The organism is Rhizorhapis sp. SPR117, assembly GCF_021742065.1.
Genome location: NZ_JAKKIE010000041.1, coordinates 16,923 through 37,749 on the forward strand (window position 1 = coordinate 16,923; position 20,827 = coordinate 37,749).

At 65.0% G+C, this 20,827-nt stretch carries 19 protein-coding genes and 1 pseudogene; 10 read left to right on the plus strand and 10 right to left on the minus strand.

From position 1 onward, the window contains the following. Positions 1-97 precede the first annotated feature (97 nt). The 4 genes from L3X40_RS15190 to L3X40_RS15205 all read right to left on the minus strand — a co-directional run bounded on the left by L3X40_RS15190 (position 98) and on the right by L3X40_RS15205 (position 4,245). Complete coding sequence (locus L3X40_RS15190; protein WP_237366345.1) at positions 98-379, minus strand: BA14K family protein; 282 nt, start codon at positions 377-379, stop codon at positions 98-100. A gap of 41 nt (positions 380-420) precedes the next feature. Continuing rightward, positions 421-2,832: a membrane-bound PQQ-dependent dehydrogenase, glucose/quinate/shikimate family gene (locus tag L3X40_RS15195; protein ID WP_237366346.1), complete on the minus strand. Its 2,412-nt coding sequence runs from the start codon at positions 2,830-2,832 to the stop codon at positions 421-423. A 396-nt stretch (positions 2,833-3,228) separates the two neighbouring features. Continuing rightward, a complete protein-coding gene (locus L3X40_RS15200) occupies positions 3,229-3,540 on the minus strand; it encodes a hypothetical protein (protein WP_237366347.1) in 312 nt (103 codons plus the stop codon). Between the two features lie 36 nt (positions 3,541-3,576). Further along, the gene (locus tag L3X40_RS15205; RefSeq protein WP_237366348.1) at positions 3,577-4,245 is read right to left on the minus strand and encodes a TetR/AcrR family transcriptional regulator; all 669 of its coding nucleotides are present in this window, start codon (positions 4,243-4,245) and stop codon (positions 3,577-3,579) included. A gap of 193 nt (positions 4,246-4,438) precedes the next feature. On the opposite strand from L3X40_RS15205, the gene L3X40_RS15210 reads away from it, so the two are divergent. The 4 genes from L3X40_RS15210 (at position 4,439) to L3X40_RS15225 (ending at position 11,766) form a co-directional block, all read left to right on the plus strand. After that, positions 4,439-5,608, plus strand: a complete 1,170-nt coding sequence (locus L3X40_RS15210; RefSeq protein ID WP_237366349.1) for an efflux RND transporter periplasmic adaptor subunit — start codon at positions 4,439-4,441, stop codon at positions 5,606-5,608. 6 nt (positions 5,609-5,614) lie between these two features. Beyond that, positions 5,615-8,818, plus strand: a complete 3,204-nt coding sequence (locus L3X40_RS15215) for an efflux RND transporter permease subunit (protein ID WP_237366350.1) — start codon at positions 5,615-5,617, stop codon at positions 8,816-8,818. A 4-nt stretch (positions 8,819-8,822) separates the two neighbouring features. Continuing rightward, a complete protein-coding gene (locus tag L3X40_RS15220; RefSeq protein ID WP_237366351.1) occupies positions 8,823-10,382 on the plus strand; it encodes an efflux transporter outer membrane subunit in 1,560 nt (519 codons plus the stop codon). A gap of 238 nt (positions 10,383-10,620) precedes the next feature. Then, positions 10,621-11,766 carry a phospholipase A gene (locus L3X40_RS15225; protein WP_338331147.1) on the plus strand — a complete coding sequence of 382 codons (1,146 nt, stop codon included), beginning with the start codon at positions 10,621-10,623 and terminating at the stop codon, positions 11,764-11,766. Between the two features lie 195 nt (positions 11,767-11,961). Here L3X40_RS15225 and L3X40_RS15230 read toward each other — a convergent pair whose 3' ends face one another. Beyond that, positions 11,962-12,159: a hypothetical protein gene (locus L3X40_RS15230; RefSeq protein ID WP_237366353.1), complete on the minus strand. Its 198-nt coding sequence runs from the start codon at positions 12,157-12,159 to the stop codon at positions 11,962-11,964. Positions 12,160-12,357: 198 nt separating this feature from the next. Between L3X40_RS15230 and L3X40_RS15235 the strand changes: the two genes are divergently transcribed. From L3X40_RS15235 to L3X40_RS15255, 5 genes are read left to right on the plus strand one after another with little or no spacing between them, the layout of a single operon-like run. Continuing rightward, the gene (locus L3X40_RS15235; protein ID WP_237366354.1) at positions 12,358-12,642 is read left to right on the plus strand and encodes a hypothetical protein; all 285 of its coding nucleotides are present in this window, start codon (positions 12,358-12,360) and stop codon (positions 12,640-12,642) included. Between the two features lie 27 nt (positions 12,643-12,669). Further along, entirely contained in the window at positions 12,670-13,182 is a 513-nt protein-coding gene (locus tag L3X40_RS15240) for a sigma-70 family RNA polymerase sigma factor (protein WP_237366355.1), read from the plus strand. Continuing rightward, on the plus strand, positions 13,179-13,967 hold the full coding sequence (locus tag L3X40_RS15245) for an anti-sigma factor family protein (RefSeq protein WP_237366356.1): 789 nt from the start codon (positions 13,179-13,181) through the stop codon (positions 13,965-13,967). Before L3X40_RS15240 ends, L3X40_RS15245 begins: the two co-directional genes overlap by 4 nt. Next, positions 13,967-15,604, plus strand: coding sequence for an FAD-dependent oxidoreductase (locus L3X40_RS15250; protein ID WP_237366357.1), 1,638 nt, complete (start codon positions 13,967-13,969; stop codon positions 15,602-15,604). The genes L3X40_RS15245 and L3X40_RS15250 overlap by 1 nt, the downstream gene beginning before the upstream one ends. 22 nt (positions 15,605-15,626) lie before the next feature. Beyond that, positions 15,627-16,373: a phosphocholine cytidylyltransferase family protein gene (locus tag L3X40_RS15255; protein WP_237366365.1), complete on the plus strand. Its 747-nt coding sequence runs from the start codon at positions 15,627-15,629 to the stop codon at positions 16,371-16,373. Positions 16,374-16,427: 54 nt separating this feature from the next. Here L3X40_RS15255 and L3X40_RS15260 read toward each other — a convergent pair whose 3' ends face one another. From L3X40_RS15260 to L3X40_RS15275, 4 genes are all read right to left on the minus strand, one after another. Further along, positions 16,428-16,862, minus strand: a complete 435-nt coding sequence (locus L3X40_RS15260; RefSeq protein WP_237366358.1) for an HIT family protein — start codon at positions 16,860-16,862, stop codon at positions 16,428-16,430. Continuing rightward, on the minus strand, positions 16,859-18,196 hold the full coding sequence (locus L3X40_RS15265) for a lipopolysaccharide biosynthesis protein (protein ID WP_237366359.1): 1,338 nt from the start codon (positions 18,194-18,196) through the stop codon (positions 16,859-16,861). Before L3X40_RS15265 ends, L3X40_RS15260 begins: the two co-directional genes overlap by 4 nt. Positions 18,197-18,272: 76 nt before the next feature. Beyond that, on the minus strand, positions 18,273-18,566 hold the full coding sequence (locus L3X40_RS15270) for an aspartyl/asparaginyl beta-hydroxylase domain-containing protein (protein WP_445177198.1): 294 nt from the start codon (positions 18,564-18,566) through the stop codon (positions 18,273-18,275). Between the two features lie 370 nt (positions 18,567-18,936). After that, positions 18,937-19,854: a GGDEF domain-containing protein gene (locus tag L3X40_RS15275; protein WP_237366361.1), complete on the minus strand. Its 918-nt coding sequence runs from the start codon at positions 19,852-19,854 to the stop codon at positions 18,937-18,939. Positions 19,855-20,098: 244 nt separating this feature from the next. Here L3X40_RS15275 and L3X40_RS15280 point away from each other — a divergent pair, with 244 nt between their 5' ends. Then, entirely contained in the window at positions 20,099-20,284 is a 186-nt protein-coding gene (locus L3X40_RS15280) for a hypothetical protein (RefSeq protein WP_237366362.1), read from the plus strand. Here L3X40_RS15280 and L3X40_RS15285 read toward each other — a convergent pair. Beyond that, a pseudogene (locus L3X40_RS15285) lies at positions 20,247-20,558 on the minus strand (helix-turn-helix domain-containing protein); the annotation flags it as partial. The gene L3X40_RS15280 and the pseudogene L3X40_RS15285 overlap by 38 nt on opposite strands. Positions 20,559-20,827 lie beyond the last annotated feature (269 nt).

Below are 20,827 nucleotides of genomic sequence, written 5' to 3' on the forward strand. Positions count from 1 at the left end.
TGATGTACGCGGTCCTATGATGATAATGGCGGACCCAGATAGAACCCAGATCCTCCCCGCCCTGATCCCAAACGAAGCCAGGTGCGCCACCTCTTTCTCAGAGCTGGCAGCGCATACGCTTTCCCCGGCTCATATAGGTATCGGTGCGGTAGTTGTAGGACCGGTAGTGCTTCTTGCAGGCCTTGTAGTGCTCTGCCCAGTCGCCGTGCCCTTTCCACATGCGGGGCGGTTGGGGGGCCCCGTCGTGATTCCAGTTGTCCGGGCGCTCCCGGGAGCCCGGCTGCATCGGCATGCTTCGCGAATGCCCGTCCTGCGGCGGAGCGGCAAGAACGGGGGCCGCGGTACAGGCGATCAGCAAGGGAAGTAGAATAGCACGCATAAAAATCTCCTTTTGGCTGCGGGAGACGAGAAAATTTGCTCCTATTCAGGCAGGGCATAGGCGACCAGCATGTCGCCAAGTTTCGACCTGAGCGACGCGTTGCCGCCGGTGGCGATCAGCACGAACTGTCGCCCAGACCGGTTCGACCAATAGGTCATCGGCGTCGCCTGCCCGCCTGCGGGCAAACGGGCGCTCCACACCTGCTTGCCCGTGCGCACGTCGAAGGCGCGGAAGGTGCGTTCCTGCGTCGCGGCGATAAAGATCAATCCGCCACGGGTGGTGATCGATCCGCCCGCGTTGGGCACGCCCATCCCGATCGGCAGCATGGAGGGAATGCCGAACGGTCCGCTATCACGCGCGGTGCCCAGCGGGTGCGACCACACGACCTTGTGGGTACGCAGGTCGACTGCGGTGATAAGGCCATAGGGCGGTTCGTTGCAGGGGGTGCCGAGCGGCGACAGGAACGGCCTGATGTCCGCGGCGAACGGCGTGTTCGCCTGGGCGACGGCGCCGCCGACATCGCCCTTGCCGCCTTCGTGAACGGGTTCGATGCCCATCGCATCGGCCTGCGCGCGTGGGATCAGCTTGTCGTAATTGCCGACCCGGTTGGAATTGACGATCAGCAGGTCGCGGTCCCGGTCGATCGACACGCCGCCCCAGTCCACGCCGCCGAGATAACCAGGGTAGGAGATATTGGGCGTGAGACCCGGCGGCGTCATCGTTCCCTCGTACCGCGCTTCCTTGAACTTGATGCGACACCACAGCTGGTCGAGCGGAGTCACGCCCCACATGTCGCGTTCCCGCCAGCGAGGCCCGCGAAACGACGGCATGCCCACGGAGAAGGGCTGCGTCGGCGACAGCCGCTCGCCTGGGGCTTTCCCCGCCTGCGGGACCGGCTTTTCATCGACGGTGGCGAGCGGCCGGCCGTTCGTCCGGTCCAGCAGGAAGATTTCGCCGCGCTTGGTCGGCTGCACCAGCGCGCGCTGGACGCCGCCGGCGGTGGGGATGTCGACCAGGGTGGGCTGGGAGGCAATGTCATAGTCCCACAGGTCGTGGTGCGAGGTCTGGAAGGACCAGCGCACTGTGCCCGTATCGGCGTCGAGCGCCACCACCGAGCTCGAATACCGATCGTCGAACGCGCGGCGCTGGGCGCCGTAATAATCGGGCGTCGCGTTGCCGGTCGGCGCATAGACGAGGCCGAGTTCGGGATCGGCGCTCATCGGCGCCCAGCTGTTGGGCGTGGAATGGGTGTAGGTCTCGCCGGGGGCCGGTTGCCCATGATCGTTCGGCCGCCCCATGTCGAACGCCCAGGCGAACTGGCCGGTGGTGGCGTCATAGGCGCGGATCACCCCCGAGGGCTCACCCCAATATTGCCCATCCGACACCCAGCCGCCGAGGACGATCTTGCCGCGCACGACCGTAGGAGCGGAACTGACGTAGTAATAGCCCTTCTGCACCTTGCCCATGCCGGTGGTGAGGTCGGTCTGGCCGTTGGTGCCGAAATCTGGGCAAGGACGTCCGCTCGCCGCATCCAGCGCGATCAGCCGGGCGTCGATCGTGTTGGTGATGATCCGCTGCGCGCACAACCCGCTCGCATCCGGCACCTGATAGAAGGCGACGCCCCGACAGGCGGCAGAGGGGCGTCCGGTGAGGTCGTTGCCCGACCGGAAGCGCCAGTTCACATGTCCGGTTTCAGCATCGAGCGAGATCACGTCGTTATAACCGGTGCAGACGTAGACGGAATCGCCGACCTTGAGCGGAGTCACCTCCAGGCTGCCCTTCGCGCCCTTGGGGGCGGGGCCGGTATGTACCTGCCAAGCGACCTGCAACTTGCCGACCGTCTCGGGCGTCAGCTGGTCCAGTCCGCTGAACCGCGAGCCGCCCACGTCGTTGCCATAGTTGAGCCAGTCTCCAACCAGTGCGATGGCCGGCGCCGTGGTCGCCCGGCCGGCCGTGTGCGGCGCCCCATTTGCGACGCCCGCTTCATACAAGGGATCGGGGTAGTCGTGAGGCCCGATGGCGTGAGCCGCCGCCCCTACGACCACGGCTGCCATCAGGCTCACCCCGAATGCGGGCCAGCCGACAAGGCGCGCCTGGCGCGGGGCATGCGGCACCGCAAGGCCGTGGCGTACCCAGGGCAGGAGAAAGCCGAGACCAAGTACGAATGGCGCGACAAGCCGGGGCACCAGCGCCCAGCCATCGAAGCCGGCCTCCCAGATCGACCAGGCGACCGTCGCCGCGAGCATGACGGCATAAAGCCACAAACCGCGCCGGTCGCCGATCCATACCAGCACGCCGCTGCCGAAGGTCGCGAGGCCGGCGAGCAGGTAATAGGCAGATCCCCCCAGCGACAGCAGATACCCCCCGCCGCCGATGAGAACGAACCCGACGAGCAGAAGGAGAGCGGCATAGACGCGGCGCGCGATCGGGTGCGCGGGAGCAGTTCTGGTCAAATCGATTCTCCAGCGAGATGTTTCCAGTGAAGGCGGCGCCATAAGCCGGCGGCGCAGGGTCCATGCCGCTGACCGACGTCATGCAGCGGGTCGCGCTCGCCGACGAACATCGGCGGCGGGATAGGCCGGCCAGATCGCTGGAGCGGTGACAGCGGGGCCGCCGGCGCTTGGCGGCGGTCGTCCCGGGGATTAGCTGCTGCAGGCTGGCCACCATGCGGGGGCCATCGAGAACGCGCGTATTCCGCACATCGTCCATCCGCACATCGCCCCTCACCCGATCGGGATGGTGGAGCCCGGCTCCTGCGCGAATGGTGGTGCGCTCGGTTGATCGGCACCCTGCCAGCCGATGGCCCGCAGGCCGAATATTGTTTCCGCACATTCATTCTGTGGCCGACATCAACGGTCGGGCTCTGTTCCGAAAGCAAGCGCCTCTGCCGAACCGACTTCCCGGGTACCGGTAAAGAGCAGATCCAGTCGATCCTTGATTTCGTACCGGTAGTCGCGGGCGGGGATGCCACGCGGAGCCGTCAGGGCGACGTCATCCGCGATCGCGCCCTTGATACGCTCCAGCGCGTCGTCGGTCAGGACATTGGCGTCGCGCAACTCAATGCAGAGCCGCACGAGGCCGGCTGCCGTAGCCTGCGCACGAAGACCGACATTGGTAAGATCGAAATGTAGCCTGCGTTGCTTTTCGAGGCTGCTGTCCACTGGATAAGCTCCTAACGTTTTCTTTGGTCTGCCATCCTACGGCGCTTGAGTTGCCGTTGATGCTCTTTCTGGCGCCGAGCTGATACTGGCCTCCTGCAACAGGTGCTCAAGATCGTTGAAGATAGCTGCATCGACGAAACGATCGATCTGTTCGGCACATTGTTGTGGATGAGTAATCCGGCGGCATATCCCGCCCGCACCGAAAGTCAGAATATACTCGGCGACCACGGCTACGTGTTTCGCCGATATCCCCTCAGGAGAAAGGGCCGCCAGAGCGGCCGACAAGCTCTGGCGGACACGGGCATCCACCCCGCGATAGATATCGGCCACGCGCGGATTCCGGCCGGCCTCCGCGATGATTTCGGCGACCAGTCGGCATCGGTCTTCCGGCTGATTCCGCGTACCAAATCGCTCCAGCCAGCCGCGGATCGCGGGAAGATCCCGCGCGGCCACCGCATCCGCCAGGGCCTTTTCCTCCAGCCATGCTTCCACGTCGGCCTCGCAGATGGCGGCGATGATCGCTTCCTTGCTCTCGAAATCCCGATACATCTGGCCGACCGCGATCCCCGACGCGGTCGCGATCTGCGCGATGCCGGTCTGATGGAATCCCTGTTCGATGAACAGATTCCGGGCGATTTCGAGCAGATGGTTCCGTCGCAAACGGGCCCGTTCGCCTGGCGGCCGGGAGGTTTTCGCCGGGTGCATCAGACTTCCTTTTTTGCAGTTGCGAAGCCCGCCGTGTTCTTTTAGAGGCGACATTGTGAGTGACTATTCACTCATACGCTGAAAGCCCGATAGGGGCAAGGCTATATCAAGGCAGGTGGGGATGCATGTCGGCGGCGTGAAGATCGAGCGCGAGCACATAGTTCCTTCAATCTAGAAACGGACCAAGGTGGGTATGCAGAAGATTATCCCGGCGATCGGGCTGGCGCTGATCCTTGCCGGGTGCGACGGATCGCAACAGCAGGCGTCCGCACCGGCCGGTCCTCCGCAGGTGTCCTTCATCACCGCCACGGAGCAGCCCGTCACGCTCAGCAGCGAACTGCCGGGCCGGACGAGCGCCTATGAGACATCGGAGGTGCGCCCCCAGGTCAGCGGACTGATCGAGAAGCGCTTCTTCCAGGAGGGCGATCTGGTGCGTGCGGGACAGCCGCTCTACCGCATCGATTCGACGCCTTACGAGGCGCAGGTCGCCAGCGCGCGTGCCGCGCTCGCCCGGGCGAGCGCGGCGATCGCCTCCACCGAGGCGCTTGCGCGACGATATGGCGAACTCGTCAAGATCAACGCTATTTCGCGTCAAGAGGCGGAAAATGCCCAGACCTCCGCGCAACAGGCGCAGGCCGATGTCGCCGCGCAGCAGGCGGCGCTCCGCAACGCCGAAATCGATCTGAAGCGTACCACGATCCGCGCCCCGATCACCGGCCAAATCGGCCGGTCCACCTACACCGTGGGGGCGCTGGTCACCGCCGGGCAATCGGAAGCCCTGACGACGATCCAGCGCCTCGATCCGATCTATGTCGACATCCAGCAGTCCAGCGCCGAGGTGCTGAACCTGCGCCAGCAGATCCTGTCCGGCGAGCTGTCGCGCGACGGCGGCGCGGCCCGGGTCAGGCTGAAGCTGGAGAACGGCAGCACCTATCCTGCCGAGGGCGTGCTGAAGTTCACGGACGTCAGCGTCGATCCGACCACGGGTAGCCAGGTTATTCGCGCAGTGTTCCCGAACAAGCGCAGCCTGCTGCTTCCCGGCATGTACGTGCGCGCCGAGCTGGTCGAAGGCACCAAGTCCAACGGCCTGCTGGTGCCGATCCGTGCCGTGTCACGGGACGAGCGCGGTAACCCGACGGCGCTGGTCGTGGGGCCGGACGGCAAGCTCCAGGCTCGCCAGCTGAGCGCACCGCGCACCGTTGGTCAGGACTGGCTGGTCACAGGCGGGGTGCGCGCCGGCGACAAGGTGGTGGTGGAAGGCGCGGAAAACCTGCGGCCGGGAACGCCGGTCAAGGCCGTTCCGCTCCGAGAGGGTGGCCGGCAAGCTGGCCAGCCTGCCCCGACCCAACAGCAGGCGAAGTAAGCTTCTATGTCCCGCTATTTCATCGATCGCCCGATCTTCGCCTGGGTGATCGCCATCGTGCTGATGCTGTTCGGCGCGCTTGCGATCCGCAGCCTGCCGATTTCACAGTTCCCGGCCATCGCGCCGCCGACGGTGACCATCACCGCCGTCTATCCGGGCGCCGATGCCGAGACGCTGGAGCGCACGACAACGCAGATCATCGAGCAGCAGCTGCGCGGCATCGATCATCTGCGCTATTTCTCCGCGCAGACCTCGTCGGCGGGCCGCGCGACCATCACGCTCACCTTCGAGCAGGGGACCAATCCCGACATCGCGCAGGTGCAGGTCCAGAACAAACTGCAGGCCGCCACCCCGCTGCTGCCGCAGGAAGTGCAGCGCCAAGGCGTCGTCGTCGCCAAGTCGGCGGCCAGCTTCCTGATGGTCGCCGCGCTTTATTCCGAGGACAACAGTCACAACGCCAACGACTTGTCCGACTATCTGGTCAGCCAGGTGCAGGAGCCGGTCAGCCGCATCACCGGCGTCGGCGAACTGCAGGTGTTCGGCACGCAATATGCGATGCGCATATGGGTCGATCCGCTCAAGCTGCGCAGCTACAATCTCGCCATCGAGGACGTGGTGACCGCGATCCAGGGGCAGAACGCGCAGATCTCGGCCGGACAGATCGGCCAGCTTCCTTCGTCGAAGGAGCAGGAGCTCAACGCCACTGTTTCCGTCCAATCGCGCCTCCAGACGCCGGAACAGTTCGGGGCGATTCGCCTGCGGTCGACGCAGAACGGTGCGGTGGTGCGTCTTCGCGACGTCGCGCGCGTCGAAAAGGGTGCCGAAATCTACGGCTTCGACACGCAATATAACGGGCACCCCGCGTCCGGCTTCGGCGTGCGCCTTGCGACAGGCGCCAACGCACTCGATACGGTCGGCGAGGTCAAGTCGGAGATCGAGCGGATCGCCAAGGGTTTCCCGCCTGACGTGAAGGTCGCTTACCCCTACGATTCCACGCCTTTCGTCCGCCTGTCGGTCGAGCAGGTCATCCACACGCTGGTCGAGGCGGTGGTGCTCGTCTTCCTCGTCATGTTCCTGTTCCTGCAGAACTGGCGCGCGACGCTGATCCCGACCATCGCGGTGCCCGTGGTGCTGCTCGGCGCGTTCGGCGTGATGTCGGCGCTGGGCTATTCGATCAACACGCTGACGCTGTTCGGCATGGTGCTCGCCATCGGCCTGCTGGTCGACGACGCCATCGTCGTGGTCGAGAACGTCGAACGCCTGATCCAGACCGAGCATCTCACGCCCAAGGAAGCGGCGCGCAAGTCGATGGACGAGATCAGCGGCGCGCTGATCGGCATCGGCCTGGTGCTGTCGGCGGTGTTCCTGCCGATGGCGTTCTTCGGCGGATCGACCGGCGTCATCTATCGCCAGTTCTCGGTCACGATCGTTTCGTCGATGGTGCTATCGGTGATGGTCGCGCTGATCCTGACGCCGGCGCTGTGCGCCACGATCCTCAAGCCGCACGATCCCAAGCAGCAGGAGGGCAACGGGCCGTTCGCGCGCTTCTTCCGCTGGTTCAACGACAAGTTCGACCGCGGAACCGGGAAGTACGAGCGCGGTGTCAAGCGCACGGCGCGTAGGTGGAAGCGTTCCGGACTGCTTTACGTGCTGATCGTCGCCGTCATGGCGTTCACCTTCTGGCGCCTGCCGAGCGGTTTCCTGCCCGAAGAGGACCAGGGTGCGATGATCGCGCTGGTGCAGGCGCCGGCAGGCGCGACCCTGCCGCGCACGCAGAAGGCGCTGGACGTCGTGCGCGATCATTTTCTGAACGATGAAAAGGAAAACGTCTCGGCAGTGTTCACCATCAGCGGCTTTTCCTTCGCGGGCCAGGGCCAGAACGCCGGCATGGCGTTCATCAAGCTCAAGGACTGGGACGAGCGGGACGGCGCCGAGAACCGGGCATCGGCGCTCGCCGCCCGCGCCATGGGGGCGTTCTCGCAATATCACGACGCCAGCATCTACGCGGTCGTGCCGCCGGCCGTGCAGGAACTCGGCAACGCGACCGGTTTCGACCTGTGGCTGGTCGACACGGCGGGAATCGGTCACGACAAGCTGCTCGCCGCGCGCAACCAGTTGCTCGGAATGGCGGCGGGCGACAAGCGCGTTGCCCAAGTGCGACCGCTCAGCCTTCCCGACGCACCCCAGCTTGACGTCGATATCGATCAGGACAAGGCGGGCGCGCTGGGGCTGAACATCAGCCAGATCAATTCCGCCATCTCGACCGCCTGGGGCGGAGCCTATGTCAATGACTTCCTGGATCGCGGGCGGACCAAACGCGTCTATCTGCAGGCTGACGAGCAATATCGTTCGTCGCCCGAGGACATCGAAGACTTCTACGTTCGCGGGGCGGATGGCCAGATGGCGCCGTTCAGCGCCTTTTCCACCCTGTCCTGGAAGCAGGCTCCGGTCATTCTGACGCGTTACAACGGCCGTCCGGCGATGGAACTGCAGGGCGCTCCCGGACCGGGGCTCAGCACGGGGTCGGCGATGGAAGCGATGCAGGAGATGCAGGCGAAGCTGCCGCCGGGCACCAGCCTGGAATGGACGGGCCTGTCGTACGAGGAACGATTGTCCGGCGGTCAGGCACCGGCGCTTTACGGCCTGTCGCTGTTGATCGTGTTCCTGTGCCTTGCCGCGCTGTACGAAAGCTGGTCGGTTCCCATAGCGGTGTTGCTGGTGGTGCCGCTCGGCGTGCTCGGTGCAGTGCTGGCTGCGGCACTGACAGGGCTGAACAACGACATCTATTTGCAGGTCGGCCTCATCACGACGATCGGCGTGTCGGCGAAGAACGCCATCCTGATCGTCGAGTTCGCCGAAGAACGTGTGCTGGCGGGCATGAACGCCTTCGATGCCGCGGTCGAGGCGGCACGGCTTCGCCTCCGGCCCATTCTGATGACTAGTCTCGCCTTCATCTTCGGCGTGATGCCGCTTGCGATCTCAACGGGAGCGGGCGCCGGCGGTCAGAATGCGATCGGCCGGGCCGTGGTCGGGGGGATGCTGTCGGCCACCGTACTCGCCATCTTCTTCGTGCCGATGTTCTTCGTGGTGGTCGCACGCCTGTTCAACCACGGCCAGGACGACCCGGACCGGCCGCGGCTGAACCAGGATGTCGAGCCCGAGGGCGGCAACAAATCCTCCGATGGCGGCCTTGCGCCGCAGGGAGCCTGATGTGATGAATAGGTCGCTGATCGCCTGCCTGGCAGGCGCGACGATGCTTGCGGGCTGTAATCTTGCGCCCAACTATGTCCGCCCGCTCGGCGCGGCGCCGGCAACGCTGCCCCAAGGCGGCGTCTACCCGGCGGCACCGACCGATGCCCCCGACATCACGCGGGTGGGCTGGCGCGATTTCTTCCTCGAGCCCCGCCTCCGGCAGGTGATCGAGATGGGCCTCGCCAACAACCGCGACCTGCGCATCGCGGCGGCAAACGTCCTGCAGGCGCGGGCACAGTTGCGGGTGCAGCACGGGAGCCTAGTGCCGACGATAGGCGTGACCGGCTCCGCCACCTACACCAACAATGCGGTCGGGGCCGCAGGAGCGTCCTCGGGCGGTTCAGGTGCAGTCACCGGCGGCACGGGTAGTGGCACGGACGCAGGTACAGGCACAGGAACGGACACCGGTACGGGCGCGGGTGGAACCGGCGTTGGAACCGGGGCCGGCGTGGGCACCGGCGGGTCGGACCTCGAATATTATTCGCTCAACGCCGGCTTCTCCAACTTCGAACTCGATCTGTTCGGGCGTGTGCGCAATCTCGCGCGCGCCGCGCAGGAGCAGGTGTTCGCCAGCCAGGAAGCGCAACGTTCGACGCGGATCAGCCTGATCGCCGAGATCGCGAATGCCTGGCTGACGATGGCGGCCGACCAGGACCAGTTGCGGGTTGCGCGCCAAACCCTCGCCACCTTCCGGCAGACGCTTGACCTCACCACCGCGCAGTTCCGGATCGGCGTCGGTTCCGAGCTGGAGGTGCGCCAGGCCGAGACGAACTTCCAGGCCGCGCGCAACGACATCGCGACGCTGGAAACGCGCGTCGCGCAGGACCAGAACGCCCTGAACCTGCTGGTCGGCACCACGGTTACGGCCGATGAGCTGCCGGGCGGCCTGGGCGAAGCGCCGGTCACGCTCGATGCGCTGCCGTCCGGCCTGTCGTCCAACGTGCTGCTCAGGCGTCCGGACGTGCTGCAGGCCGAGCATCAGCTGATCGCGCAGAACGCGAATATCGGAGCCGCCCGTGCCGCTTTCTTTCCGACGATTTCGCTGACCGGCACGGTCGGAACGATCAGCACGGCCCTGTCGGGTCTCTTCTCGGACGGCAGCTTCACCTATACCGGCGCACCCGGCATCTCGCTGCCGCTGTTTGACGGTGGCCGTCGGCGGGGCAATCTGGACTATGCCCGCGCGTCGCGCGACGTCGCCGTCGCCTCGTATGAGCGCACGATCCAGATTGCGTTCCGCGAGGTGGCTGATGCGCTCGCCCAACGCGGCAGGATCGGGGAACAGATCGAGGCGCAGACCGCGCGTGCCAGCGCCGCGGAGACGGCGGCCCGCCTCTCGGAGGCACGGTTCCGCGCCGGCGTGGACTCTTTCCTGACCACGCTGGATGCGCAACGGGTCGCCTACGCCGCCGAGCAGCAGCTGGTCGCCACCAGACTGACACGGGCGAGCAATCTGGTGGTGCTCTATCGCTCACTGGGAGGCGGTGTCGTCGAGGTCGGCACCGAGGAGGTGGTGCGATGATCCTCGCGGCGAGACATAGCGCGTCATGACCATTCGCTGCTGGCCTTGTAGCTGGAATACCCGGCAATATTGGCGTTCATCAGGGCTTCGGGATCTTGTCCTCGCCCATCCGGCCTCGTCGACGGCGCGCGCGCGTCGACAGCTCTCGGTATCGGCCCGCATGACGGTGTCATTTCTCTTGTGGGCCCTGGCAGCTGGCGTTTTCGCCTTCGCGCCGGCCGCGCATGCCGCTCCGTCCGTGGAAGTTCTTATCCGCGATGCCGGCGAACAGGACAAGGCGGGCGCGATTCTGGTCGATCTACGCCTGCTGAACGAGGGCAGCGAGCCGCAGACATTTCCCCTGCCCGACCGGATCCAGGCCCGGGTCGAGCGTGCGGGAGAGGCGCGAACCGTCTGGCTGGAGCGGGCCGCCGAACTGCCCACCGATCTGACCATTCCGGCCGGCGGATTTCAGCGCGCGCGCTATTATCTCAGCGCACCCGACGGCGAGCCTCTGGATGGCGCCGTACTTTCCATCCCGGCCTGGAGCACGGGGCAGACCGCCCTTGCCTTCCGACCCACAGCTCAGGCTCCCCAACTCGCCGAGGCGCAAACGAAACCGCAGGAGCAGGACGATGCGGTGCCTAAAGCGGCGGCGCCACTCTCCGATCGGACCGCGGGTAACGCGTTCCTTGCGAATCTCTCCGCCTATGAGCCCATTTATGCGGTGTACGGACCCGGCACCGACAGTGAGGCCCGCATCCAGCTCAGCTTCAAATATCAGCTGTTCGGAAGCCGACGAGCCGAAGGCCTGCCGCGTTCGTGGCGCGACGGTCTGCATTTCGCCTACACGCAGCGCATGTTCTGGGATCTGGGCGCCGAGTCCTCGCCCTTCCGCAACATCGACTATCAGCCCGAGCTCTTCTACCTCACGCCCTCGACCACGCTTTCCAGCGGTGTTTCGCTGAGCGCACAGGCCGGCATCCGGCACGAATCGAACGGACGGGACGGCGATGCGTCACGTAACGTTAACAGCATCTATGTTGCACCGATGGCGGCCATTCCACTGGGCGGGGGCTACCGTCTCTCGCTCGCACCTCGCCTGTCCTTCTTCGTCGGCGACAAGTCCGGCAATCCCGACATCCGCCGCTATCGCGGCAATACCGGACTCTTCATGGAGGTCGGAGAGGCTGCTGGCCTACGCCTCTCCACCTCCACCCGGTTCAATTTCGGAAGCGGCAAGGGTGCGGTCAGCGCGGACGTCTCCTATCCGCTCCCTCGGCTGCTCGGCGGGGGGCCGGACTTCTATCTCTTTGGCCAGAGCTTCATCGGTTACGGCGAAAATCTGCTCGACTATAACCGCCGCATGACCCGTTTCAGGATAGGCGTAGCACTCGTGCGATGAAGCAACTCTGAATCCTGCGCAGCCACGCGCCGTCGGCGCGAACTGCTCGCTGTCGAGACCTAGAATTCATCAGAGTCCTTCGGAAACGTGCGAAGATGAACTTCTTCTCGCCACCGCTTGCCCACCATGAGGAAACGCGGCTCCTCGCACTCCCCGAGTATCAGCTCATGGACAGCGTAGGAATAGTGCTCATCTTCATCGGGCGTGGCCTGCCGGCTGTTCGATCTTTCGCGCGGCGTGCTGCTGGCGCAGGTCGCAGGCGTGCGCTTCATATTCGAGCGCAAGCAGGCGGTGCGCCGAGGCGGCCTCTGGACTCTTCGCGGCTTCTGCCGCCGCTTTCTCCTGGCGCGCGCGCTCTTCGTAGAAGCGCAGATCGTCGTCCGATGCGAACATGAATCGTTCCTCAGCCATAGAGCACCTTTAGCACGGATCAGGCTTCCTGTCAGGAGCGGTCGCCCCGACCCTACACCGCTTAATCGATTCCGGACGACGTGCGTGATCCGAAAATCAAAAGTTTTGTATTGCCCAGGAAACGAGTAAATTGGATGTCAGCAGTGAATGGCACGGTGCCGTTAGCGCTAAGTGACACCGATGACGGCTGCGGGTTGCCTCGACCATATCCTTGGCAATGACGGTCAGCATCTCATGCGCAGCGTGTCACAACCGAGTTGGGAGGCGATCGTCAAGGCACCAATCTGGCGCGCGACAACCGCGAGACGATCGAAGGATGCCGGAAAGGCGGCAGTCAGCGCTAAGGAAACGGCGCGTTGCACGATCAGAGTCAGGGTCGAACACCTGGAGCGCCCGGGCGGAGGCAATATTTCGCTGAAGCGCGGCGCGAAGACCACCAACGGGACCTGCCCGAACTCGGAATAATCCTGCCTCTCTCGCGTAGATAGTGTTGTGAGAAAAAAGCAGCCGTTCAACGTCGCGCGACACCTGCCGTCGCTGTATCGCTATGCGCGCTTGCTGACGCGCGACGAGAATGTGGCGGAAGAACTCGTCCAGGACACGCTGGTGGCGGCGCTCGCCGGTAGCCACACGTTCGATCGCAGCCGTTCGCTCCGCGGGTGGCTGTTCGCCATTCTGCACAACCGCTTCATCAGCGATCGCCGCAAGGCGGTGGTTCGAACGAAGGCACTGGCCGAGATCGAAACCGGTGACGCGGCAAGCCCACCCAATCAGGAGGTAGCGCTCTATCTTCAGCAAATCCAACAAATTTTCAACGCGCTGCCCGACGATCAACGTGCGGCGCTCCATCTCGTGGTGGTCGAAGGGTTGCGCTACCGCGAGGCAGCCGAAGCGCTGGGCATTCCGATCGGCACGCTGATGTCACGCATCGCGCGGGCGCGCGCCCGGCTGCGTGATCCGGCCGGGATCCCACGATTGCGCGTGGTCAATTCGGAGGCGGTATGAAGCGTTGCGATATCACCGAGGCCGATCTTCAGGCATTTGTCGATGGACAGCTCAGCCAGGCGGAGCAGGTGCGGGTGCTACTTCACCTGATGAATGACCAGGAGGCGGCGCGGCGAGTGCTCGCTGATCTCGGCGCCAACGCGTCGCTGCGGGTGCTGGAAGACTGCGACAGCCACTCGTCCCCCAGTCAGGCTGGCGATATGGCGAGACGGCTCGATCGGCGGTTGGATGCCCGCTTTTCCCGTGCCCGGATGTCGCAGTTCTTCGCAATGGCGCTCATAGCAGTCGCGGTGCCGATGCTGCTGGTGCTTGGCGGGCCGCATCTTCGGTTCGGCACGCCCGCAAACGCTTCGCCGAAGCCGTACATAGCCGAGGCATTGATGTCCCACCGCGTCGCGCTCGTGCGCGAGCGAATGCAGTCCCAGATCGAAACGCCGGCGTTCGATCCGCGCGATGTACGCGCTGCCACGCGCATCGCTATCCCGCAGCTGCCTGCCGGCTCGCGAATTATCGACGCCCAGATCTTCCCGTCTGATTATGGGCCGAGTCTTCAGGTCATGATCGCTAGCCGGGATGGCACGCGGTTGTCTCTTTTTGCGGTGCGCATGCCGGCGGACAGCACCGTCTCCAAAGCCGTCCGACCCGAGCCGGCGCTCGACCGGGTCGGCGATGCCGATGTCGCCTATTGGGCGCAACGGGGCAATATTTACGTGTTGACGGCCGCCATGCCGGCTAGTCAGATCGTGGCGATCGCCCGCGACCTTTCGAACAACCCGGACGCGTGATGCGGATCGATCTCGATGCGATCGGTGCGCCGCAGGACTTGACAAGCGATGTAGCGGTGATCGGCGCAGGCGTCGCCGGTATCGTGCTGACCCGTCGCCTGCTTGCCGCAGGCCGTGAGGTGCTGCTGCTGGAAAGCGGCGGCACCGATTACGAAGCGGCCGCCGCAGCGCTCAACCAAGGCCAATCGGTGGGCATGCCCTATTACCCGCTCGATCAGGCGCGGCTGCGTTTCTTTGGGGGCACGACGGCGATCTGGGGCGGGCGCTGCGCGGAGTTGGACCCGATCGATCTTGAGCGGCGAGACTGGGTGCCGGGATCGGGTTGGCCGATCGCCTATGACGAGCTGCGCGCCTATTATGGCCAGGCGCGTTCCTTATTCGGCCTGCCTGAGGCGCCGCCCGACGAAGCCGACTTCGCCCGCGCGGGTCTCGCAATGCCTCCCTTCGCGCCAAATACCGTGCGGCCCCGCTTCTGGACATTTGACGCGCGGTTCAACCGTTTTACCTATGACGCCTGCGCTGACCTGCGGCGGCATCCGCGCTGCACCATCGTGATGCACGCGACGGTCACCTCGATCAATGCGGATTGTGATGGTCGGCGCGTTATCTCACTGACCGCGCGCACAGCCGCCGGTGCGAGGCTGACGGTGCGGCCGCGTGTTACCGTTCTTGCCTGCGGTGGAATTGAAAATGCGCGCCTGCTGCTTGCCTCGCGGTCGGTGGTGCCGACGGGGCTCGGCAACCGCCATGATCAGGTCGGGCGCTATTTCATGGAGCATCCTCACGCCCGCGGCGGTCGTATCATTGATGGCGATCCCTGGACGCTGCTGCGTCTGTTCGGCAAGCGACATCGCATCGCCGGACGGGATGTGGCGGCGTTACTCGCGCCGGCCCCGGGCCGGCAGCGGCGGGATGCTATCCTCAACAGCTCGCTTACCATTGTCGCGCGCCAGCCGGCCGATGCCACGCAATTCTGGGGTATGCGGGTCTATGGAGGCCTAAAACACGACATGGCGCCGACCCGTGCCGGACGCACGCTTTGGATGGGCACCAAGAAGGCCGCTGGTTGGGCGCAGCGCCATATTGATCCGCTACGACCTTGGTTGCTCCACAAACTCAGCCGAGTCGAGATCGCGCTCCTCGTCCGCGCCGAACAGGCGCCCAATCCCAACAGCCGTGTTACACTGGGCGAGGGGCGTGACGCATTTGGTATGCCGCAGCCGGTTCTCGACTGGCGGATGACCGCGCTCGACAAGAGCAGTGTTGCGGCCCTGATCCACGCGCTTGGTGAGGAGCTACCGCAACTTGGGCTCGGACGCGTCGAGCGCGCCGCGTGGCTCGATGATCCCGACCAGCACTGGCGGTTCGACACGCTCGTATCAGCGCACCCGATCGGCGGTTTCCACCACATCGGTACTACACGGATGGCGAACGATCCGCGGCACGGGGTCACTGATGCCCAGGGACGCGTGCATGGCATCGCCAATCTCTATGTCGTCGGCTCATCGACCTTCCCGACCTCGGGTTGGGCCAATCCGACGCTGACCATCGCCGCGATGGCGCTGCGTACGGCCGACCGAATTGCCGCCGCGCCTCCCCTCGACCATGGGACATTTGGACATGCCATTTCAGCTTGAGCACTCCTCGTCTGACATCGGGATGCGCGCCATCGTACTGAGCGCGGGGCGAGGCTCCCGCTTGGGCGATCTCACTCGCGACCGCCCCAAATGTCTGCTCGAATTTGCCGGCCGATCGCTGCTCGATTGGCAGATCGCCGCGCTTCGGGGGAGCGGGGTGACCGACATCATCGTCGTTGCCGGCTTCAACGCCAAGCGGGTGGCGCGTAGCGTCGCCGGCCAACAGGGGGTCTATATTCTCTATAACCCTTTCTATGGGGTGGCGGACAATCTCGCTTCGCTGTGGCTTGCCCGTGATTTCATGGACCGCGACTTCCTGGTGCTCAACGGCGACACGCTGGTATCGCCCGAGATCGTCCGCAAGCTGCTCTTGGAAGGAGACGCCCCGATTAACATCACCGTTACCCGCAAACTGGCCTATGACGCCGACGACATGAAGGTGCGGCTCGACGGCGATCGCATCGCGGCAGTCGGCAAGCGACTGCCGGCGGGCCAGATCGATGCCGAGTCGATCGGGTTGCTGTCCCTCCGGCACCAAGGCACGGCGCATTTCCGGCAGGCTGTGGAGAATGCGATGACAGTGCCGTCGGGTTTGGAGAACTGGTATCTGAGCGTGATCGACACGCTGGCCGGCCAGATTCGCGTCGCCCCCGTCTTTATCGACGGGATGCCGAGCGCCGAGGTTGACTATCCCGCTGACCTTGCGCCAGCCAAAGCGCTGGCGGAAAGCTGGTCCGGACGGACTGCCGCCAGCGCCGGCACAGGCTGAGCAACCGTTCGTGCGCCGGACCGGTGCCGGGAGCAAGGCCGGAACAATCCAATTTTACGCTGCCGCGAACGCCGCCTTGAGTGCATCGATCAGGGCGGTGAGCTGGTCCTGATCGAGCGTGACCGCCTCGTCCATCTTGGGCACGCCCGGCCAGCCGGGATCGGCGATCTCCAATCCGGCCAATTGCCGCGTCCCGGCGTAGCGCGGCAGCACGTGAAAATGGACATGCGGATCGACCATCATCAGCATGAGATAATTGAGCCGCTCGTAACCGATCGCCGCGCCGAGCGCGCGCTCGATGGCGGCCGTCGCCTCGGCGAGTTCGGTAAAGGCTGCACCGGGTAGGTCGCCGAACGCGGTCGCGTCGGCGGTGGCGGCGAGCACTAGGCTCCCGAGCGTCGGCTGGGCAGGACGCAGGAGCACAAGCCAGTGGGGCCATGCACGGATCAGCGTTGCGGGATAGCCGAACTTGCGAATCGTGGCGTTCATTCCATGTCTCCGACTAGGGTTTTCCTGCTGCGCGCGGCGCCGTGCACCATTTTGGCAGCTGCTAGGGCCGACAGGCACGCGATTGTGCCGTCCATCACGATGAACGCCCAGCCTGCGCCGCCCAGGCCGTCGCGCGGCAATCGCCAGAACAGGACGCTCACGAACAGCGCGCCAGCCAGCGCCGAGACCAGGAACGAGATTTCGGGACGACCGAAGGCATAGACGATCGGTTCGGCGGCGAAGGCAATGGCGCGCACGGTGGTGGCGACGCCGATCGCGACGAGCAACGGCGCTGCCGCGGCGAAGGCCGGGCCGAAGATGCGGTCAAGCAACCATGGCCCGGCCAGTGCGATCAGCACCGTCATACCGGCGAAGATCATCACCGCCCCGGCGCCCCCGCGAACCGCCGTGTGGACGAGCCGTCGCCATGCACGGGCATGCACCAGCCGGGCGAGGTCGGGATAGATCGCCTGATCGACCAGATCGATTGGCTTGAGCAGCCCGGTCGCAACCTCGCGGCCGATCCGATAGGCGCCGGCTGCCCCTTCGCCGAGCACGGCGGCGACGATCACCGTCGCCAGATGGCTCGGCACCAACCCGATCGAGCCGGTGAGATTGGCGAACAGCGCAAACCGCCACATGCCGGGTTGGGCGCGGCCGAGCCCGCGCACGGAGCGATCGAGTCCGCGTAAAAGCCTGCGGCGGTGCGCCTCACGCCAAGCCAGCGCCGCAGCCGCGAGTGTGCCGAGCCACCCCGCGATCACCCAGGCGGCAAGATACCAGCCCAGCGACAGGCCGGCGAGCGCCGCCGCGCCGATGAACATGAGGCGGGCGAGCGGCGTCACGATCGAATGCCAGCTCAGCAGGTCATAGCGGTCGAACAGCCGCAGCATGCCCTTGCTGGTGCCGATCGCGCCGGCGAAGGTCAGCGGCGCGGCGGCCTGTGCCAGGTGCATCAGCCGCGCGTCCCAGCCGAGCCAGCGCGCGAACAGCGGTGCGGTCATCACCATTGCCAGCGCCGCCGCCGCGCCGAGATCGAGCAAGGTTCCGGCCTTGAATAGCGCTTGCGCCGCCGCCGTGTCGCCGCTTTGGAGGTGCGGCACACCGTAGCGGATCACCGCTTGACTGGATTCGAAGCTTGCGAGTCCAGCGAATAGCATCACCTGCGCGATCAGCACCGAGAAGACGCCGAACTCGGTGGCACCCAATGCGCGCGCGGCAATTGCGAACGTGCCGAGCTGCATCACTCCGGCACTCGCCTTGCCGCCTAGCAACCTGCCTGCATTGCCTGCGGCGCGGCGCAGGATCGGCGATGATTGGTGCGGGTCGGACATGCACGTCCCTTACAGGCCAATCGCGTGATGAACGAGAGGTAGGAGGGTGTCGCGACCAATGTATTAGCCAGCGCGTTCACTCCGGCTCGATTTCGTGAAACGCCGCGTCCCAGTGATCGAGATTCGCGCGGGCCTCGCGAACGAATCCGCTGCGCCGGATACAGCCGAGAAATGCCTTGGCGACTGCGCGGCCGGGCTGACGCAACGGCCGTTCAAACTGGGTCAGCAGCACGACGCGCGTGCCCTGCGTGCCGTTCCAGACCTCGTGCGGCCAAGTGTCGTCGAACACCAGAGTTTCGCCCTCGCGCCAGCCAACGGTGCGATCGCCGATGTTCATGCGCAACCCGTCGCCGGACGAGACCAACGTCAATCAGATTGCGCGGGCAATGAAACTGGCGACGCAAAACGGGGTCTATCCCCCCACCAAGGCGTTGCCGCGCGCGAAGCGGCCGAGCTGGTCCGATCGGAGATGCGGCGCGTGCTCGCATTGCTGACGAGCGACTTTGACTATTGGGGATTGCCCGACGCGGAGCGGCCCACGGTCGCGCGCGGTGTTGTGGGGAGGACCGAAGCCGGGGTTCGAGACGCCAAGCAGGCGCGCCGGCGACGGTCGAGACGAAGGCCCGCGCGGTTCCGCGAGGATGGTGGATCGTAATGCTTTTGCTTTGCCCCGCCATCGCGATTTCGCACGCTGGGGGCAGGATGTTTTTTGGGCAGCTACGAAGTGGCTTCTGGCGACATCATACTGCGCCGACCCGAAGGGGGCGGGAATAGTCGCGCGCTGTGGCGACTGTCTCGACAGTCGCGTGCCCGATCCTGACGGCGTTTTTGCCGGCCCGTTTGACCGCATACATCAGCCCGTCGACCAGATGGAGGACTTCGGCCTCATCGCGCGGCGCGTCGGGTGCGATGACGAGCGCGCCCATGCTGCATGTGACAGGATGGGGCGTTCCGGCCAGCACCGCCGACAGCCGCTTGTGAAGGGTGGCGGCGAAGACTTCGCCTTCTTGAGCGGAGTGGACTGGAACCAGCAATGCGAATTCGTCGCCCCCGATCCGGCCGAAATCGTCCTCTCGCCGAATGATGTCGCACGCCTCGCGTGCGAAGGCCCGCAGCACTTCGTCGCCGGCGGCATGGCCGTGACGGTCGTTGAGAGTCTTGAAATCGTCGAGATCGAGGATCATCAGCAGCAAGGTCTGGCGAGTGGACAGAGCGGCATCCAGCGTCTCGCGCGCCCGTTCCCGGAAGGTCTCGTGGTTGAGAGCGCCCGTCATGCGATCCCGGCTTGCCAGAAAACGCGCGCGATCGAACAATCGCCTGAAACCGGCGATCGTCGCGGCCACGAAACAGAAGGTCGCGAGTCTCACCGCGATCTGCGCGGCGAGAAGAAGCGGATGTCCGTGATCGGAGACGGCCATATAGGGTGCGACCGCCAGGGCCGCGGCCCCCGTGGCGATGGCGTAGCCGGCGCGTGTGCCGAGGCACCAACATGCCGCGCAGGTGATCGGGATGAAGAGAGGGGCGAAGCCGATTCCCGGCAGGGCATAATCCGCGATCGTGACCGCGAGTGTCGCGGCGAGGACGGCGGCCCAGGCCTGTTTTTCGTTCAGGCTGTCGAGCAATACGGCCAATCGGCCGATAGGAATATAACTCTGCAAGTGCGCGCGCCTCTATCTGTCCGTCATTTTTCCCCCCGCCGTTTTTGCGCGTAGAACCCCCGGCACGCGAAGCTGGGACCTAGGCACAAAAGATTAACAGAAAGGACAAGTGACGCAGCGCGCGCCAACCTTATCCCGGAATAGACGGCCAGAAAGGCGCAGGACTTTGAACGCTTTCGCTCTCGTAATGAGAGGCACCGGACCAGCGCTGAGGCGTTGAACGACAGCACAGCAGGATATTTGGATGACACATCGGGATCGTATAGTTGCAATCGGGCTGCTGACGGAACGTGACCTGGAACTGCTCGGCACGGGCTTCGACCGCGCCTTTCCTGTCGATGAGACTCCCTGCTTCGGGGAATTGCTGCGTGCGATCGACGAGGCGGATCGTTCTATCCGGTGCGATCCCGCGTCAGCCGAGCACCAGTAGGTGTATCACCTCCGCTTTCCTGCTGGACAGAGCGGGTTAGCCGGTGTTCGATCCTGTCTTGCCCTCCGGTCGATGATGCCCCGAACGACCCGATCAGCCGGCGATATTCGGCTTCGGCCGGCCCATAGCTGTCGCCTGCCAGTTCCTCCAGCTTCTCGCGGTCGAGAATGATGACCCGTCCGCGCTTGGAACGGATCATCCCAGTACCTTCGAGGACGTGCAACGCCACGGTGACGCCGCTGCGTTGCGCGCCGATCATCATCGCCATGACGGCTTTGTTTGGTGGGCGATAGCTGCCATTGCCTCACGTCCCCGACTTTCCCGAAAAGGATTGCCCAACAAGAAACGGCCAGTGCCAATCGCGAACCGGACGGGGCGGTCGTTGATCGATGGCGCGCGAAATGGCATCAGGTTAGCCGATGATCGATTCCCGCATCATGTTCTGCGCGAGCTATTGGCGCCCCCTCTAGTCACCCGGAACTGTAATCCACCTCATTGATTCACGCCTCTTTGAGGAGATGAACAATGCTAGGTCGGCAGGCA